Genomic DNA, 17658 nt, shown 5'->3' on the forward strand with positions numbered 1-17658 from the left:
CCACCCGAGTAGGAGGTGCCCGTGCCCAAGGCAGTTCTCGATGTCAGCGTGCGATATCTGGACCAGGACCTCCGGGAGGAATACCTGCAGAGCCTCAGCCTGAGCGACTATCTCTACCAGGAGCCTCCGACCGGCCTTCCGCGCCTGATCGAACGCGACTACGTGAAGCCGGAGTTCTTCGACTGGGCCAACCTCAAGATCGAGGAGGCCGGGTTCGACCCGAAGGAGATCGATCTCCGCTACGCGTCGATCGACGTCCGGCTGGCCCCCCTCCGGGAGTCGGGCCGGCCCCTCTCCTTCCCCTTCATGATCAACTCGGCTTTCACCTACAACGGCCTCAACCTGCACGGACCCTTCGTCGCCGGGCACCAGGCCGGCATCTCCATGGTGCAGTCGCTCTCCGAGGTGAAGTACGCCCGGTTCAACCTCCCGCCGCACCTCGACGGGGTGTTCACCAGCGACGACCAGACCTCGGTCATCGCCCACAGCATCCACGGCATCCGGACGGCCCCGGGCGTGGACGGACTGATAGCCGCCCTGCCCGACCGCGGCCGCGACCCCGAGATGTTCCAGAAGTCGAACATCGCCCGCGTGCTGACCGGAGGCCACATCACGGACGCCGCGCACGACCGGGAGCCGGGCACCACCTGGCCCGGGAACCCGCTGCGCGGCGTACCGTTCAAGATCACGCCCGAGGTGTACGGAGGTCGCATGCCGCTCTACGCGAACGACTTCACGTACTACTCCTTCCTCCGCTCCGGCGTCCACGACGAGCTGCTCCGCGACGCGCGGTTCCTGAGGCTCATCGACCTGATCCGGCGGCTGGGCCCCTCCTTCAAGGCCAACCGGCCCAACGCGTCCGAAGGGCTGCTCTTCAACCCTCAGCGCAACATGCAATTCATCACGGAACTCATCACCCGGAGCGCACAGTGATCAGCATTCCCGTCCCCCTCGCGACCGGCCCCCGGCCCGAGCGGGGGCTGCTCGTCAGCTTCTCCGGAGTCGACGGGTCCGGGAAGACGACGAGCATCAGGCGCCTCAAGGGGACCCTGCGCAGGAACGGCTACCGGGTCCGCGTGTTCAAGCTGCCGAGCAACGAGGCCAAGACGCTCCGTCTGTTCACGGAGTACAAGAAGGACCCGCTGACCGCGGAGTCCGAGGGCCGGGTCGACATCTTCTCGATGTTCCTGGCGGTGACCGGCGACCGGCTCAACACCATCAGGACCAGGATCCTCCCGCTGCTCGACGCGGGGTACGCGGTCATCGTCGACCGCTACCTCTACTCGGCGATCTGCGAGGCGGTCATCTCCTCCAGCGGGTTCACGCCCACCCAGTGGCGCGTCATCTCGGACATCATCTCCGAGTTCCCCACCCCGCACGTGGCGTTCTTCACCCGGGTGAGCTTCATCGAGGCCCGCAAGCGGATCAATTCCCGCGAGGCGGAGCGCGACGATTTCGTCGACCCCGTGCTCTTCAACGAGCGGATCGACGCCTTCGAGATCGTCCGGAGCAAGTTCGAGGGCGTGCTCGTGGACACCGCCCTGGACGAGCACTCCTGCTTCAAGATCGTCTCGCGCGAGGTCGGCCGGCACATGGAGAACGCGCCCGCGCGCCCCTGAGCCGGGGCGCCGCCCGGCGCCGCCGGCCGGCGCCCGCGTCGGCCGGCGCCCCGCTCAGCCGTCCTCGCGGATCGACTCCCGCTCCCAGTCCTCCCGATGGCGCACGTAGAGGGGGGAAGGGGCGACGATCGACCGGGTCTCGGCCGAGCCCTGCCGCAGGCGCCAGCGGACGGTTCCGGTGACCCGTGCGGCGCAGGAGTCGATGAAGCACTGGCTCGCCCTGCGCAGTTCACCGAACCAGCGCCCCTCCAGCGCCTCGCGCACCCACACCTGCTCGAGGTGCATCTTCTCCCGGATGGTCTCCGCGTCCAGCGTCGCCGTCTCCAGGTGGCGGTAGGTCTTCAGCAGGATCTCCGCGGCCGGCATCTCGCGCAGCTCCATGACCTTGCGGCCGCCGGGGAGGTGTTCGAGCCCGCTGTAGCGGCCGATCCCGTGGGCGCCCACCCGGTGGTTGAGGTGCTCGACGAGCATGCGCAGCGGGAGGCGGACCCCGTTGACCAGGACGGGCACGCCGGCCTCGAAGCCGATCTCCACGCCCTCCTCCGGCGTCCCCTCCCCGCGCACGCTCCAGGCGTACAGGTGCTCGGGGACGGTGTGCTCCTCGGGGTCGTCGAGGATCCCGGACTCGAACTCCCGGCACCACAGGTTCGCGTCGATGCTGGCGATCCGCTTGCTCATGTGGACGAGCCCGATCGACTCCAGCTCCCGGGCCTTCTCCTCCCGGTCCACCGGGTCGAGGTCGTAGGGCGTGCCGTACTGGCCCCCGTAGCCCAGCAGGCGGAACGCGCCGTTGAGCCGGCGCAGGGTGTTCTGCGAGCGGTTGGCCGTGTGCAGGACGCCCGACGCGCCGAGGCCGTCCGCCACGTCCATGGCCAGCTCGGCGATCAGCGGCCTGCTCAGTGAGGAGCTGATCGGGTGGGTGCCGAGGTACACGGCCTGCGCGGCGATCGCCGGGCGCACGTACTCCTCGGCGAACCTGGTGCGTCCGTCGACGACGTGCAGGCCGACCCCGAGCTGGTCGGTGACGAGCCGCAGCTCGTCCATGTCCTCGCCGGCGCCCAGGTCGACGCTGACGGCGTGGATGTCGGTGAACCCGGCCGTCGTCAGCCGGTGGAGGAGGTAGCTGCTGTCCAGGCCCCCGCTGAAGAGCGTGACCAGGGGACGCGCGCGGTCGAACCGCTGCGGGGAGAGGTCGGCGAACGACCGGACGAGGGGTCTGGGTACGGAAGCCTTCACCGTGCGGTCTCCTGTTCCATGATGCGCCGCAGCTCCTCGGTGAACTCCGTGAAGACCGGCGCGGTCAGCAGAGCCGCCAGCGGAATGCCGGCGACGCCCAGCCGCTCCCGGAGCCTCCCGACGACGTGGACGACCTTGAAGGAGTCGCCTCCGAGGTCGAAGAAGTCCTCGTCGGGACCGACGGCGGCCACCTCGAGCACCTCGCACCACACCTGGGACACCACGGAGGCCAGCGCCTGGGCCGACGCCGCGGGAGCGACGGACCGCGGGCCGTCCGGCGGGACCCCCTCCGCGACCCGTTCCGGGCGGGCGGCGGCCGCGTCGGCCGCGCGCTTCGCGGCCCACTCCTCCAGCAGGAGGCGGTCCGTCTTGCCGTTCGCCGTCAGCGGCAGCTCGCCGACGGTCTCGATGGCCGTGGGCACCATGTGGTGCGGCAGCCAGGCGCGCAGCAGTTCCCGGACGGCCGGGGCCAGGTCCTGGGTCCGTGCGTCCTCCTCGGGCACCACGAACGCCGTGAGCCTCTTGCCGCTGCCCGTGCCGTGCGCGACGACCGCCGTCTGCCGGACGCCCCGGCACCGGGTGGCGGTGGCCTCGATCTCGCCGAGCTCCACGCGGATCCCCCGGATCTTCACCTGTCCGTCGACGCGGCCCAGGAATTCGAGGACCCCGTCGGGACGGGACCGGACCAGGTCGCCGGAGCGGTAGAGGCGGCCGCCGGGACGCACCGGCGGGCCCTCGAGGAACCGCTGCGCGGTGAGCTCGGGCCGGTTGAGGTATCCGAGGGCGAGGCCGGCGCCGCCGATGTGGAGCTCGCCCGGCTCCCCCTCGGGAACCGGGGCGCCGCTCTCGTCGAGGATCCACAGCTCGGTGTCGCGGATGGCCGCGCCGATGAACACCGTCTCGGGGTCCGGATCGCGCGGGCACACCCAGGCCGTGCAGTAGAGGGTGCACTCGCTGGGGCCGTAGAGGTTGGTGAGCGTGGCCGTGGAGCGTGCGTGGAAGCGCTTGACCAGCTCGGGTGCGAGCGGCTCGCCGCCCGTCAGGACCTGGCGCAGTCCGTCGTAGCGCTCGGCCGGATCGCGGGTCAGCAGGAACAGTTCGAGCAGGGACACCACGCAGTAGAACGTGGTGATCCGGTGGTCGCGGATCAGCGCCGCGAGGTGGTCGGCGTCGCGCTGGCGGCCCGGCGCGGCGATCACGACGGTGGCCCCGGCCAGGAGCGGCCAGTAGAGCTCGCAGAGGTACATGTCGAAGGTGCACACGGTGTGGTGGATCATCCGGTCGCGCTCGTCCATGCGGTGCGTGTCCTGCAGGGCCCGGAGCCGGGAGACCAGGGCCCGGTGGCTGATCAGCGAGGCCTTCGGGCGGCCCGTGGAGCCGGAGGTGTAGATGACCACGGCGGGATCGTCCGCGGACCCGGGGAGGGCTCGCGCATCCGGTCCCGGTACCGGCTCCCGGTCGGACGGGGCCGCGTACTCCTCGTCCGTCAGCACGAGGAGGCCGGGGACCCCGGCGAGGCGGGACCGCAGCGCGGAGGCGGTCAGCAGCACCCGGGGAGCGCAGTCCTCGAGGGTCCCGAGGGTCCGCCGCAGCGGCTCGTTCACGTCGAAGGCCGCGTGGGCGGCACCCGCGAACACCGAGCCGAGCACGGCCACCACGAACTCCACGGACCGCTCGTGGTACACCGCGACCCGGTCCCCGGGACGGACGCCCCGCGCACGCAGCGCGTCGGCGGCCCGCAGGACCCGGTCCCTCAGCTCGCCCGCGGTGAGCACGGTGTCTTCGAAGATCAGCGCGGGGAGCTCGGGGCGGCTGTTCCACCGTTCGAGCAGGAGGACGTCGATCCGGTGTCCGGGATCGGCTGCGGCGGTCGTCATGGAGTGAACCTCACGTCGGGCGGAGCGGTGAGCACGAGAAGGGGGCTGCCGGTGCGGGCCGGCCCCTAGCGGCGGACGGCGGCGAAGTGGTCGAGGCTGCCCGCGAGGGCGTCCACCAGGACCTCGGGATCCTCCGCCAGCAGCATGTGCCCGCCCGGGACCAGGACGCTGCGGACGTCCTGGCTGAACAGGGACCAGTCGGCGGTCCGCTCGTCGGGGCACAGCGCGTCCCCGTCGCCGAACACGGTCAGCAGCGGGCACGCGAGGAGCGGGTCCGGTCCGGACACGTAGCCCTCGACGGCCCGCATGTCCGCCACGACGGCCGGCAGCACCAGCGCGAGCACCTCCGCGTCGCCGCGGAGCGCGGCGGGGACCCCGCCGAACTCCTCGAGGACCTCCAGGACGCGGGCGGGCTCGTCCGTGTCCCGCAGGGAGGGCCGGCCGGGATCCGGCTCCTGCGTCACCGCCCACTGCGAGACGGCCACCAGGCCCGCGACCGGACCGGGGACACGCTCCCCGTCCTCGCGCTGCACGGTCCGTACGGCCTCCAGCCCGATGACGGCCCCCGAGCACACTCCTACGACGATCAGCGGGGCCGTGCCGGGCAGCGAGCGGAGGGTGGCCACGATGTCGTCGACCAGCCCGGGCAGTCCGGGCACCTCCTCCCGGAGCCGCGACTCGCGGCCCGGCATGCGGGCCGTGGCGACGAGCCAGTCGGCCGGCGCGTGGCGCGCGAAGGCCAGACCGCTCGCGGCGCCGCCGCCGGCGTGCGGAACGATCAGGACGCGCAGTGCGGCCTCCTGCGGGGCGGCGCCCCTGATGACGACGTTTCTCGCGGACACGCTCTGTCTCTCCTGGAAGGGGTGTGGACCCTGCGCGCGGGACGCGGAACGCGCCGCGCCCCCGCGCCGGGGTGGTGCCGGCCCGTGGATCAGCCCGTCATGACGAACTCGGTGAGGGCCCGGGTCAGATGGCCGGGGTCCCGGGCCCCGGCCAGCTCGCGCGCCGAGTGCATCGACAGGCCGGCCACGCCCACGTCGACGGTGGTCACGCCCAGCCGGGCCGCGGTGATCGGCCCGATCGACGTGCCGCAGCCCATCGCGTTGTGGGACACGAACCGCTGCCACGGCACGCCGGCGCGCTCGCACGCGGCCGCGAAGGCGGCGATGCCGGTGCCGTCGGTGGCGTAGCGCTGGTTGACGTTGACCTTGATCACGGGACCGCCGTTGGGCAGCGGGTGGGTGTCCGGGTCGTGCCGCTCACTGAAGTTGGGGTGGACCGCGTGCGACATGTCGGACGAGACGCAGAACGAGCCGGCCATGGCCCGCGAGAAGTCCTGGCTCCCGCCCCCGCGGGCATCGACGGAGCGGCTCAGCACCCGCTCCAGCAGCGGGCTCATGGCGCCGGTCTCGGAGCCGCTGCCGCACTCCTCGTGGTCGAAGGCCGCGAGCACGGGGATGCGCGGGGGGCCGTCCGGCCCGGGGTTCGCGGACCGGGCCCCGGCGGCGGCCGCCGTGAGGACGCCGACGCCCGCGTGCACGGACAGCAGGTTGTCCAGGCGCGAGGACACCAGGAACTCCCGCTCCGCGCCCAGGAACCCGGGGGGCTGTACGTCGTGCAGCATCAGGTCCCAGCCGAGGATCTGCTCGGCGTCAAGCTCGGCCGCGCCGGCGACCCGGCGCAGCAGGGCGCCCCGCTCGGTGGCGCCCAGGGACCAGATCGGCTTTGTGTGGCGCTGCCGGTCGAGGGCGAGCCCGTCGTTGACCGTGCGGTCCAGGTGGATGGCCAGCTGCGGTACCCGGAAGAGCGGTTCGTCGATCCTGACGAGGGCGGAGGTGCCGTCGCGCAGGGTGACCCGTCCGGAGATGCCCAGGTCCCGGTCGAGCCAGGTGTTGAGCGGGACCCCTCCGTAGATCTCCACGGCGATCTGGCGCCAGCCCGCGGATCCGGTGTCGGGCGTCGGCTTGACCCGGAGGTTCGGGGAGTCCGTGTGGGCGCCGATGATGCGGAACGGCGCGTGGGCCGGGGCGCCCTCGGGGACGTACCAGGCGACGAGGGCGCCGGCGCGGGCGATGAAGCTGCCGCCGCTGCGGCCGCTCCACTCGTCGCGCTCTCCGAGCTCCGTGAATCCGGCCTTCTCCAGGCGGCGGGCCGACTCGGCGACCGCGTGGTACGGCGAGGTTCCCTCCCGCAGGAAGGCGAGCAGGTCCTCGGCGTGGCCGCGATCGCCGTCGTCGCCCTGGAGGGCGCCGGCGGGCGCGGGGCCGCGGTCGCGGCCGGTGCCGGTGCCGGTGCCGGTGCCGTGGATGGTGTCGGTGTCGGTGTCGTGACTGGTGTCGGTGGCCGCTGTCATTCGGCTTCCGCCTCTCGGGGCGTCGGGTGGGCGCCGTCGGCGGCGAGCAGCGCCGCCATCGGACGGTCGGGGTCGGCGCTCAGATCGGCGAGCAGCGCGGCGTAGGAGGACAGGAGGCCCTCGGCGGTCTCCCGCTCCCACAGGTCGGCCGAGTACTCCAGGAAGGTGCTGTAGCCCAGGTCCGGGTCCCGCCGCGGCGAGAGGCCGAAGGCCAGCTCCGCCCGGCTCACGGGCGGTGCCAGGTCCTCGACGTCCACCCGGAGGCCGGGGATCTCGATGTCGGTGTCGGGGTAGTTCTGGAACGCCAGGACGTACGGGACCCGGTCGGGGACCTCGGTGGCCCCCGCTTCGCGCATCGCCCGCATGATGCGCGCGGTCGGCAGGACGTTGGCCATGACGGCCAGGGCCTCCGCACCCGTCCGGCCGACCAGTTCGGCGAAGGTCTCGTCCGGATCGATGCGCACCCGGACCATGACGGCCGTGGTGGTCAGCGCCACGAGCGATTCGAACTCGGCTCCCTCGCGGTTCGCGTACGGGACGCTCATCAGGACGTCCCGCTCCCCCGACAGCCGCGCCAGGTGTACGCCGAGCGCCGCCGCGCAGACCGCGAACGGGGTCACCCGGCGGGCGGCCGCGAGCGCTTCGACTGCCGTGCGCGCGGCCGCGGGGAGCTGCCCGCGCACGGTGTCGCCGTCGCCGCTGAGCTTCTCGGGCCGGGGGAGGTCCGTGGGGACGTCGACCCGGACCGGCGCGCCGTGCAGGTACGCGGCGCAGTGCGCGGCCCGCCGGGCCTCGACGGCGGCGCTCTTCTCCCTCCGCTGGTGGCGGGCGTAGTCCGTCGGCTGGGAGGCGGGCGCGTCCAGCGCGGGCGCCCGGCCCGCCGCGGCCGCCGCGTACAGCTCGGCGAGTTCGGAGACGAGCAACGAGTGGGACCAGCCGTCGGCGCAGATGTGGTGCAGCGTGAACATCAGCAGCCACTCGTCCTCGGCGACCCGCAGCAGCCTGAGCGGGGCGAGCGTGGTGCGGGTGATGTCGATGGGGGTCTCGGCCTGCCGAAGGCACACCTCGTCGGCCCGGGCGGTGCGCCGGGCGGGCCCGAGGCGGGTGAGGTCGTCGGTCCGGAGCGGCGCCGGTCCGGCCGCGAGCACCTCCTGCCACCAGTCCCCCTTCTCGTCCTGGACGAAGCGCAGGCGCAGGGCGCTGTGGCGGGCGACCAGTGCGGTGAGCGCCGTGCGCAGGGCGTCGGGGTCCAGGGCGCCCCGGAACCGGATCCTGGTCGGCACGTTCCAGATCTGCGGCTGGGGAAAGGAGTAGTGCCCGGCGATCATCCGGTCCTGCTGGTCGCTGACCCTGGCCCGGTCGACGACGGCTCCGTCCGCTCCGTCGCCGGGAGCGGCGGGAACGGCGGGGGCGGCGGGAACGGGAGCGGGAGCGGCGGGAACGGGAGCGGGAGCGGGGCCGACTGACTCGGCCGGCTCGGTGCGACCGGGTGCCCCGGGCGGTGCGGGCCGCTCCTGCGCCGCGCCGGAGGCCAGTTGGCGGGCCATCGCGTCCAGGCGGGGGTCCGCGAAGAAGTCGGCCAGGGAGAAGTCGACGTCCAGCGCCTCCCGGACGCGGTTGACGAGGCGGATCGCCGTGATCGAGTTCCCGCCGAGATCGAAGAAGTCGGCGTCGTCGGCCACCTCTTCCGCCGTGAGGACGGCCTTCCACAGGCCGCGCAGCTCCTCCGTGACGACCGGCTCGGCGCCCCGCCCGGCGTCCCCTCCCCCGGCCCGCGACGCCGCACGCGCCGGAGCCACCCGTGCGGTGTCCCGGACCAGTTCGGCCGCTCCGTCCGTCATGGCCGTGAGGACGCGGTCGAGGTCGTCCAGGTAGCCCGCGGCCGTCCCGGCGTCGAAGAGGTCCGCGTCGTAGCGGATGCGCAGGCGCAGGCCCGAGCGGGTGCGGACGGCCATCAGGGCCATCTCGAGCGGCGCCGACTCCGTCCCGCCGTCGACCTCCCGCGCGCGCAGTCCGGGCAGGTTCACCCGGGTCAGCGGGGCCGTGTCCAGATCGGCCGACACGGTGATCAGCGGCCGCGGGTTGCCCCGGTCCGGGTTGACGGCCGCCAGCAGCGCGTCGAGGTCGACGTACTGGTGGGCGTCCGCGTCGAACAGGGCGTCGCGCGTGGCCCGCACGGCGTCCGTCAGAGCCGTCGTGTCCGTCAGCGCGGCGCGCAGCGGCAGTACGCAGGCGTGGAAACCGACCGTGCCGGCGGTCTGCGGCGTGCGCCGGCCGAAGGTGGAGCCGACGACGAACTCGTCCTGCCCGGACCGTTCGCGCAGGACGAGCTGCCAGGCCGTCAGCAGCGTGGAGAAGAGGGTGACGCCGCGCCGTCCGCTCCATTCCTGGAGCCCGGTGGTGCGGCCGCCGTCCAGCCGGATCTCCGCGGCCGCCCCGCTCCCGGCCACCCGGCGGCCGCGCGGCCGGTCGGTGGGCAGGGCGGGCACGGGCGGCAACGGGGCGAGGTGGTCCCGCCACCACCGCAGGTCGGCCGGGTCCCCGTCGGGTTCCGCGGCGCCGAGCGTGGTGCCGGCGGGCCCGTCGAACCGTGCGGCGCGGCCCTCGACGGCCGCGGAGTAGAACTCCTCGAGGTCGGCTGCGAGCAGGGTGGCGGAGTGCCCGTCGGTGACGATGTGGTGCATGCCGAACACCAGGACGTGCTCCTCGTCGCCGAGGGTCAGCAGGCGCGGGGTGAACAGCGGTCCCTCGGCCAGGTCGTACGGCCGGGTGCTCTCCTCCCGGATGACGGCGGCGACGGCCGCGTCGGCGTCCTCCCCGGTCCGGCCGCGCAGGTCGGTCGGCCGCAGCGCGATGTCCGGCGAGGCCCGGACGACCTGTTGGACCGTCTCCTCCCCGGTGCCCGCCCGGAACACGGTGCGCAGCGCAGCGTGCCGCTCCACGAGGCCCGCGACGGCGGCGCCGAGGGCGCCCTCGTCCAGCACGCCGTGCAGCCGGACCGCCTGGACCTCGTTGTACGCGGCGCGGTCGCCGATCAGCTGGGCGGCGAGCCAGAGCCGGCGTTGGGCGTCGGTCGCGGGCGCGGACGAGTCGGCGGCCGGCCGGGCGTCCTCGTGGTGCCGTGCGCGCAGCGCGTCGAGGTGTTCGAGCCCGGCGCGCATCAGGTCGGCCGGCATCCCGAAGTCGACCAGCGCGGCGATCTCGTCCACGCCCGCGGCGCGCAGGGCCTCCACGATCGGGGTGCAGGTCTCGGGCGTGCCGATCAGGGCGCGTTCGTCGCAGTAGCGGTCGTACGCGCGGCGGAAGAGGTAGTCCAGGTCCTCGTCGCTCGCCGCGGCCACGTCCTGCGGGCCGCCGCCGGCGGCGCCGGCCGCGGAGCGCATCTGGAGCGAGGACCGCAGGTAGCGGATCATCGGCTCCAGCGCCTGCGCGCGGGCGCTCGCGTGATCGTCTCCGAGGTAGGTGTGCAGGAGTACGGTCACCCGGCCCGCGTCGGGATCGAGGCCGTGCCGCTCGCGCACCTCGCGGTAGTGGGCGATGTTCTCGGCGAGCTCCGCGACCGTCTGGTTCATCAGGTTGGTGACGATGCCCAGACCGCGCTCCGCGGCCCGTTCGTAGGAGTCCCGGCGCCCCGAGGTGGCCAGGAACATGGGGGGCTCGTCCTGTACGGGGCGGGGGTGGATCCGGATCCCGGTCTCCCGGCCGTCGCCGCCCGTGCGGCGCAGGGGGCCGCCCCGCCACAGCGTCCGTACGTCGTCGAGGTGGGCGAAGCCGATCTCCTCGCGGCGCGCGAACCGGTCCGGGTGGAGGGCGAAGTCCTGGGCGTGCCAGCCGGTGGCGCAGCCGATGCCGACCCTTCCGCCGGACAGGTTGTCGACGACCGACCACTCCTCGGCGACCCGGACCGGGTCGTGCAGCGGCAGGACCACGGAGCCGGCGTTGAGCCGGATCCGGCTGGTCTCCCGGGCCAGCGCGGACGCCAGTACGGACGGGTTGGGGAAGAGCCCGCCGAAGGAGTGGAAGTGGCGCTCCGGCACCCACAGCGAGCTGAAGCCGCGCTCGTCGGCGAAGCGGGCCGTCCGCACGATCTGCTCGTACGCGCCGGTGGGGCCCGCCCCTTCGGCGTCCGGGTGGTCGCCGAAGAAGTACAGGCCGAAGTCGGGGGCCGGCCGGGGCCGCGCGGGCTGCGGCCGCGGCTGCGGCCGCGGCCGGGAACGCGGGCGGGTGACGGGGAAGAAGCCGCCCTCGCGCAGGGCGCGCAGCGAGTCCTTCACCGCGTCGGACACCCGCTCGACGTCGCCGTCGGTGTGCGCGGTCGACAGGTAGAAGCTGCGCCACTCCCACACGTAGATCCCGCGCAGCAGCAGGTGCTGGTAGAGCAGCTCCATGTCGGCGCGGTGGGTGAAGCGGAACATGGATCCGAAGTGCGCGAGTTCCAGGGGGAATTCCTCGTCGCGGAAGAACGCGTTCAGGTCGTCGGCGAAGGCGCCGGTCCGCGCGTTCAGCCGCTCCTGGAGGCCGGGGCCCTCGGCGGTGAGGTGGGTGAGGACCGCCTTGGCCGCCGCCATGGAGAGCGGGTGCTGCATGTACGTGCCGCCGAAGAACGTGGTCTCGGCCTCGGGGCGGCTGTCGTCGCCGTACCGCCAGAAGCCGCCGTCCACCCCGTCCATGATGTCCGCGCGGCCCGCGACGGCGCCGATGGGGAAGCCGCTGCCGAGCGCCTTGCCGTAGGTGGCGAGGTCGGGGACGACGCCGTAGTGGTGCTGCGCGCCGCGCGGGTGCGGACGCAGGCCGGTGAGCATCTCGTCGAAGAGCAGCACGATGCCGCGGCGCCGGGTCAGTGCGCGCAGGGTGCGCAGGAACTCGGCCGGGCGCAGGCCGGGGTTGCGGCACTGGACCGGTTCGACGATGACGGCGGCGATGGTGTCGCCGAGCGCGTCGATGGTCTCCAGGGCCTCCTGGCTGCCGTACTCCAGCACGAGGAGCTCTGCGACGGCGCTGTCCGGGATACCGCGGGTGACGGGCACGGCGCGGCCGGAGTCCGGGCCGGGGCGGCCCAGTACGGAGTCGATGTGGCCGTGGTAGGAGCCGCGGAACATGACGACGCGGTCGCGCCCGGTGGCGGCCCGGGCGAGGCGCAGGGCGGCCGAGTTGGCCTCCGTACCGGAGTTGGCGAACGCGACGCGCTCCAGGCCGGTGAGGTCGGCGAGCAGCTGGGCCGTCTCGCCGGCCTCGACGGGCCGGGGTCCGAAGCGCAGACCGGAGTCGAGGTGCTCCCGTACGGCGCGGGTGACGAACTCGGGCTCGTGGCCGAAGAGGAGGGCCCCGAAGCCCATCGTGATGTCGGTGTAGTCGTTGCCGTCGACGTCCGTGATCCGCGCGCCGTGCGCCGAGCGGGCCGCGAGCGGGTACAGCGTCTCCTTGGTGGAGCGGCGGAACCCGACGACGGCCCGGCTGTCGGCGAGGACGGCGCGCCGGCTCTGCGCCAGCTCCTTCGAGGTCGGCGTGCGCTCGGTCAGGCGGCGGGCGAGGCCGGCGGCGTGGGCGCGCTGGGCGGCGTCGGCGCCGTCGCCGGCCATGCCGGAGCCCGGGAGGAGCGTGACGCGCGGACCGTGCGGCTCGGGTGCCTGACCGGCGGCCGGGGACGGCCGCGGGGCGGGGGCGGGAGCGGGGGCGGGGGCCGGAGCGGGCCGGGCGGCGGGGGCCGCGAGGCGCTCCTTGGCCGCCGCGAGCTGCGCCGTGAGGTGCCGGGAGAGTTCCGCGGCCCGGTCCGCCGCGCTCGTGGTCATCGGGCGCGCTCGGCGCCGAGCAGGGCGACCGCCTCGGAGAGCTGGACCAGCATGGCGGCCTGCGTCTGGGCCAGTACGTCGATCTGGCGGCGGAGCTCGGCCAGCTCGGACCGGTACGCGGCCACGGACGCGGACTCCGCCGTGAGCGCGGGCACGGGCACGGCTGCCGCTGCCGGTGCCGGAGCCGGTGCCGGAGCGGAGACGGCCACGGGCACCGCGGGAGCCGGCGCTGGCGCGGGCGCGGGCTCCGTGGCCCCCGGCACCGCGACGGACCGCGCCGCGGTCACGAAGGGCGCGGCGGCGGTGAGCGGGGCGGGGCGCGGGGCGGACGCGGGGGCCGCGGGAGCCGCCGCGCCCCTGCGCGAGGCGATCAGGCGGGCGGTCAGCTCCGGCGTCCCCGCGTCCTCCAGTACGTCGCGGACCGCGATCCGTACCCCGAACTCGCCCTCCAGCTGCCTCAGCAGGCCGATGAGCTGCAGCGAGTCCGCGCCGAGGCCGATGAAGGTCTGCCCGGCACCGACCTCGTCGACCGCGTAGCCGAGGTGACGCGCGGTGAGTTCGCGTACCCGCTCGAGTACGTCCTGTTCGGTCATGCCGTCCTCCATGGAGCCTTCGTTCTCGTGTGCGGGGTCCGCGGTGCTGCCGGAGCGGGCCGCGGGACCGGGATGCGGTGGGGGGCCGGTCCAGTACGACCGGTGCTGGAACGGGTAGGTGGGCAGAGGGATCCGCCGTCCCGCACAGCCGTCCAGGAGCGCCGTCCAGTCGATCCCGGCTCCGGCGCAGTGCAGCCCGGCCACGGCGGCCCACAGGCCGTCCGGGCCGCTGCCCTGCTGCTGGGTCGGGAGGCAGGGGGTGCCGGGCACGGCCCGGTGGGCCAGGGCGGACAGGGGCGCGCCGTGTCCGAGTTCGACCAGGACGGGCCGGGCTGCCAGCGTGCGCAGGACGGCGTGGAAGTCGGCCGTCCGCCGGGCCTGGCGCACGAGGTAGCCGGCGTCGGGCAGCCATCCGGGCGGATGCGCCGTACCGTCGAGCCCGCTGACGAACTCGGTCCGGACCGGCCTGAGTTCGGTCTTCTCGGCGGCGGCGCGCCATGCGTCCAGCATCGGGTCGAGCAGGGCGGTGTGGAAGGCGCGGTCCACGGGTAGCGGCTCGCTCGCCTCCCCGCGCACGGCGAGCCAGGCGCGGGCGGCCTCCACCGCCTGCGGACGGCCGGCGACCACGTGCTGGGCGGGCCCGTTGGACACGGCCAGTTCGAGCCGCCCGTACGCCGGTTCCCCGCCCTCGGGCCGGCCGAGGGTGTCGAGGAGTTCGCGCACGCGCTCCAGGGGACTGAAGACGGCCAGCATCGCGCCGGGCTCGGTGTCCTGCATGAGCCGGCCCCTGACGCACAGCAGCCGCATGCCGTCCTCGGCGGACAGGGCGCCCGCGGCGTACAGGGCCGCGTACTCCCCGACGCTGTGCCCGGCGACGGCGGAGGGCTCCACGCCCAGCTGCCTCCAGAGCCGGACCTGGGCGACCTGGAGCGCGAAGATGGCCGGCTGGGCGAAGGCGGTGTCCCACTGCCGGGGGCCCGCACCGTCGACCAGCCGCTCGAGGAAGGTGTCCTCGCCGGTCTCCTCCCGGTGCACGCGGGCGCACTCCCGCAAGGTCTCGGCCACCACGGGGAAACGGCCGGCGAGCGCGGCGGCCATCCCCGGGCGGCCGCTGCCCTGACCGCTGAAGACGAAGGCGGGCACGACCACCCGGTCCGCCTCCACCGTTCCGGTGCGGTAGGCGGCGTTCCCCGTGCTCGCGCCGGCGCGGGAACCGGTACGGGCGGAGTCCGTCAGGAACGCGTCGAGCGCCCCGGCCACGTCCCCGCGGGGCGCGGTGACGACGAGCCGGTGGCGCAGATGGCGGCGGCCGAGCCCCAGGGTCGTCAGCACGTCGGCCGGGTCGAGGTCCGGGCGGCGGCGCAGGGTGTCCCGCAGTGCGCGGGCGCTGTCCTCCAGGGCCCGGGGGCTCTGCGCCGACAGCGGCAGCAGGCCGGGCACCGGGGCGCCCGGGGTCCTGGCCGGGGCGGGCGGGGCCTCCTCCAGGATGACGTGTGCGTTGGTGCCGCCCATGCCGATGGAGTGCACGCCGGCGCGGCGCGGGCCGTCCGCCGCCCAGGGCGAGGCGCGGCGCGGCAGCACGAAGGGGCTGTCCTCGACGCCGAGCAGCGGATGGGGCCGGGTGAGGTTCACCAGCGGGGGCACGGTCGCGTGCCGCAGGACGAGGACGGCCTTGATGAGCCCGGCGAGGCCCGCGGCGCTGTCCAGGTGCCCGATGGCGGGTTTGGTGGAGCCGAGGGCGCAGAAGCCGGTGCGGCCGGTGTGCCGGCGGAACGCCTCGGTGAGCGCGGAGAACTCGATGGGATCGCCCTTGTAGGTGCCGGTCCCGTGCGCCTCCAGGTATCCGATGGTGTCGGCCCCGACCCCCGCGCGGTCCAGGGCGCCGAGCACCGCGTCCCGCTGGCCCGCGACGCCGGGCGCCGCGAAACCGGCCTTGCCCGCGCCGTCGTTGGTCACGGCGGAGCCCAGCAGGACGGCGTGCACGGTGTCCCCGTCGGCCAGTGCCTTCGCCAGCGGCTTGAGCAGGACGGCCGCCACCCCGTTGCCGCCGACCGTGCCGTCCGCCGCCGCGTCGAAGGCCCGTACGGCGCCGGTCGGGGAGATCGTCGATCCCCGGACGTGCCGGTGCCCGGTGACCTGCGGCAGGTGCAGGGCGGCGGAGCCCACCACCATCAGGTCCGCGTCGCCCGCGAGCAGCGCCTGGGCGGCCAGGTGGACGGAGACCAGCCCGCTGGAGCAGGCGGTCGCGACGTTCACCGCCGGGCCTTCGAGGCCGAGCCGGTAGGCCGCCCGGTTGGCGGTGAAGTCGGCGTAGTTGCCGACCTGGATCTGCTTGACCTCGGCCCAGTCCGCGCCGCTTCCCGGCGCGCCGATCTGGGCGGCCAGGTAGCTGTGCAGCGAGTACAGGCGGTAGCCGGTGCTCGCGTACACGCCGACCCTGTCCGCGGTACCCGCGTACCCGCCGTCCTCGAGGACGTGGTGGCAGCACTCCAGGAAGAGCCGCTGCTGGGGGTCGGTCAGGGTGGCCTCGCGGCCGCTCATCCCGAAGAAGGCGGCGTCGAAGCCGTCGATGCCGTGCAGGAGCGCGCTGGATCCCGTGAAACCGGGCTCCCGGTAGAGCTCCTCGGGCAGGCCCGCCGCCTCGAACTCGGCGTCCGTGAAGGGCCGTACGTGCGAGGTGCCGCTGACGATGTCGCGCCAGTACTGCTCGGGCGTGTCAGCGCCCGGAAACCTCAGCGCCATCCCGATGACTGCCACGCGCCGGTCCTGCATTGCCGTTCCCCTCCCCTTCGCTCCCCGCGGCCCTGCGCGACGCACCGCGCTGCCACAGCACCTGGGCCACGAAGACCAGGGCGACGGCGATGGCGGCGCCGTGCGCGACGGCGACCACCGACAGGGGCGTGAAAGAATCGAGCGCCGTGGCGACCACGATCATGCCGATGCCGAAGCCGAGGTTCTCCACGGTGGCCGAGAGGCCGAAGGCGTGGGTGCGCAGCCCGCTCGGCAACGTCTGCAGGTGGGAGGTGTACGCGACCTCGGTGAGCCCGTCCGCCGCCCCCGCGAGCACGGCGACCACGATGGTCGCGGCCCAGGGGAACCCGGCGAAGGCCAGGACGAAGGTGGCCGACATCGCGATGGTGCCGAGCCCGAAGCCGAGGGCGCCGACCGAGCGTTGCGTGCGCCGCGTGTAGCGGCGCAGCACCTGCTGGACGAGGACGTTGCCGACGGCCCACACGCACCAGAAGACGCTGACGAAGACGGCCGGGTCGTCGGTGTCCAGCCGGGTGGAGTACACGGGCAGCGCCGCGTTGTGCGAGGAGGAGCCCAGTGCGTCGACTCCGCGCAGCGCCACCATGAGCAGCAGGGCGGGGGCCGTGGCCAGTGCGGCGAGCGCGGCGGAGGAGCGGACCTTGCCCTTCGCGTTCCCCGTCCCGCCGGCCCGGCCGGCCCCCTTTCCGCCGCTCCCCGCGTCCTGCGCGCCGCCCTCGCCGTCCTCGCCGTCCTCGTCCTCGCCGTCCTCGCCGTCCGGCCGGCCCCGGCCGGTGGGGAGCAGGGCGACGGCGAGGGCGCAGACCAGGAAGGTGACCATGTCCGCGAGGAAGGCCGCGGTGTAGCCCAGCAGGGAGACCACCAGGCCCGAGGAGGCGAAGCCCGCCACCATGGCGAGCGAACGCCAGCTGACCATCAGCGAGTTCGCCCACGTGGTGCGGCCCTCGCCGACCATGTGCGGGACCGAGCTGCGGAACGCGACCATGAACAGGGTTCCGGCGCCGCCGACCGCGGCCGAGACGGTGAACAGCGCGGCCGTGCGGTACCCGTCCGGGGCCGCCACCAGGAGCACCATCGCCGCTGCCTGGAACAGGTTGGCCCAGAGCATGGCGCTCTTCGCGGACCAGCGGGCGAGCAGGGGGCCGCACACCAGGCCGGTCAGGAACCCGGCGGCGAAGCGGACGATGAGGAACACGCCGACGGCCAGGGCCCGGTCGGTCACCGCGTACACGTACAGGTTCAGCGCGATCAGGTTGAGGAAGGTGCCGTACGAGGAGATCGCGTAGCCGCCGACCAGGAGCCGGTAGCGACGCTCCTTCAGTGCCGTGCCGGACGTCGTGCCGGACGTCACGAACGGACCCGCACCGAGAGGGCGTCGGCTCGAACCGAGTCGGACATGAGTGACTTCCCCTTCGAACACGC

9 protein-coding genes are annotated in these 17658 nt (G+C 74.2%); 2 read left to right on the plus strand and 7 right to left on the minus strand.

Annotated features, from left to right (window positions below; all coding sequences use genetic code 11):
* The first annotated feature begins 21 nt into the window (after positions 1 to 21).
* Both ABZY44_RS18480 and ABZY44_RS18485 read left to right on the plus strand, forming a co-directional pair.
* Positions 22 to 933: a hypothetical protein gene (locus ABZY44_RS18480; RefSeq protein ID WP_356655002.1), complete on the plus strand. Its 912-nt coding sequence runs from the start codon at positions 22 to 24 to the stop codon at positions 931 to 933.
* Positions 930 to 1619, plus strand: coding sequence for a hypothetical protein (locus ABZY44_RS18485; RefSeq protein ID WP_356655004.1), 690 nt, complete (start codon positions 930 to 932; stop codon positions 1617 to 1619). Before ABZY44_RS18480 ends, ABZY44_RS18485 begins: the two co-directional genes overlap by 4 nt.
* A 54-nt stretch (positions 1620 to 1673) precedes the next feature.
* On the opposite strand, the gene ABZY44_RS18490 is transcribed toward ABZY44_RS18485, so the two are convergent.
* The 7 genes from ABZY44_RS18490 to ABZY44_RS18520 all read right to left on the minus strand — a co-directional run bounded on the left by ABZY44_RS18490 (position 1674) and on the right by ABZY44_RS18520 (position 17587).
* A complete protein-coding gene (locus ABZY44_RS18490; RefSeq protein WP_356655006.1) occupies positions 1674 to 2855 on the minus strand; it encodes an argininosuccinate synthase-related protein in 1182 nt (393 codons plus the stop codon).
* Positions 2852 to 4732: a non-ribosomal peptide synthetase gene (locus ABZY44_RS18495; protein WP_356655008.1), complete on the minus strand. Its 1881-nt coding sequence runs from the start codon at positions 4730 to 4732 to the stop codon at positions 2852 to 2854. Before ABZY44_RS18495 ends, ABZY44_RS18490 begins: the two co-directional genes overlap by 4 nt.
* A 65-nt stretch (positions 4733 to 4797) precedes the next feature.
* Positions 4798 to 5574 (minus strand): thioesterase domain-containing protein, encoded by a 777-nt coding sequence (locus ABZY44_RS18500; protein ID WP_356655010.1) that lies wholly within the window; start codon positions 5572 to 5574, stop codon positions 4798 to 4800.
* Between the two features lie 89 nt (positions 5575 to 5663).
* A complete protein-coding gene (locus tag ABZY44_RS18505) occupies positions 5664 to 7085 on the minus strand; it encodes a M18 family aminopeptidase (protein WP_356655012.1) in 1422 nt (473 codons plus the stop codon).
* Entirely contained in the window at positions 7082 to 12874 is a 5793-nt protein-coding gene (locus ABZY44_RS18510; RefSeq protein WP_356655014.1) for a MupA/Atu3671 family FMN-dependent luciferase-like monooxygenase, read from the minus strand. The genes ABZY44_RS18505 and ABZY44_RS18510 overlap by 4 nt, the downstream gene beginning before the upstream one ends.
* Positions 12871 to 16224, minus strand: coding sequence for a beta-ketoacyl synthase N-terminal-like domain-containing protein (locus ABZY44_RS18515; RefSeq protein ID WP_356655016.1), 3354 nt, complete (start codon positions 16222 to 16224; stop codon positions 12871 to 12873). Before ABZY44_RS18515 ends, ABZY44_RS18510 begins: the two co-directional genes overlap by 4 nt.
* Positions 16184 to 17587, minus strand: a complete 1404-nt coding sequence (locus ABZY44_RS18520; RefSeq protein WP_356655018.1) for an MFS transporter — start codon at positions 17585 to 17587, stop codon at positions 16184 to 16186. The genes ABZY44_RS18515 and ABZY44_RS18520 overlap by 41 nt, the downstream gene beginning before the upstream one ends.
* Between the last annotated feature and the right edge of the window lie 71 nt (positions 17588 to 17658).

Source organism: Streptomyces sp. NPDC006544, from assembly GCF_040611715.1.
Classification (GTDB): domain Bacteria; phylum Actinomycetota; class Actinomycetes; order Streptomycetales; family Streptomycetaceae; genus Streptomyces.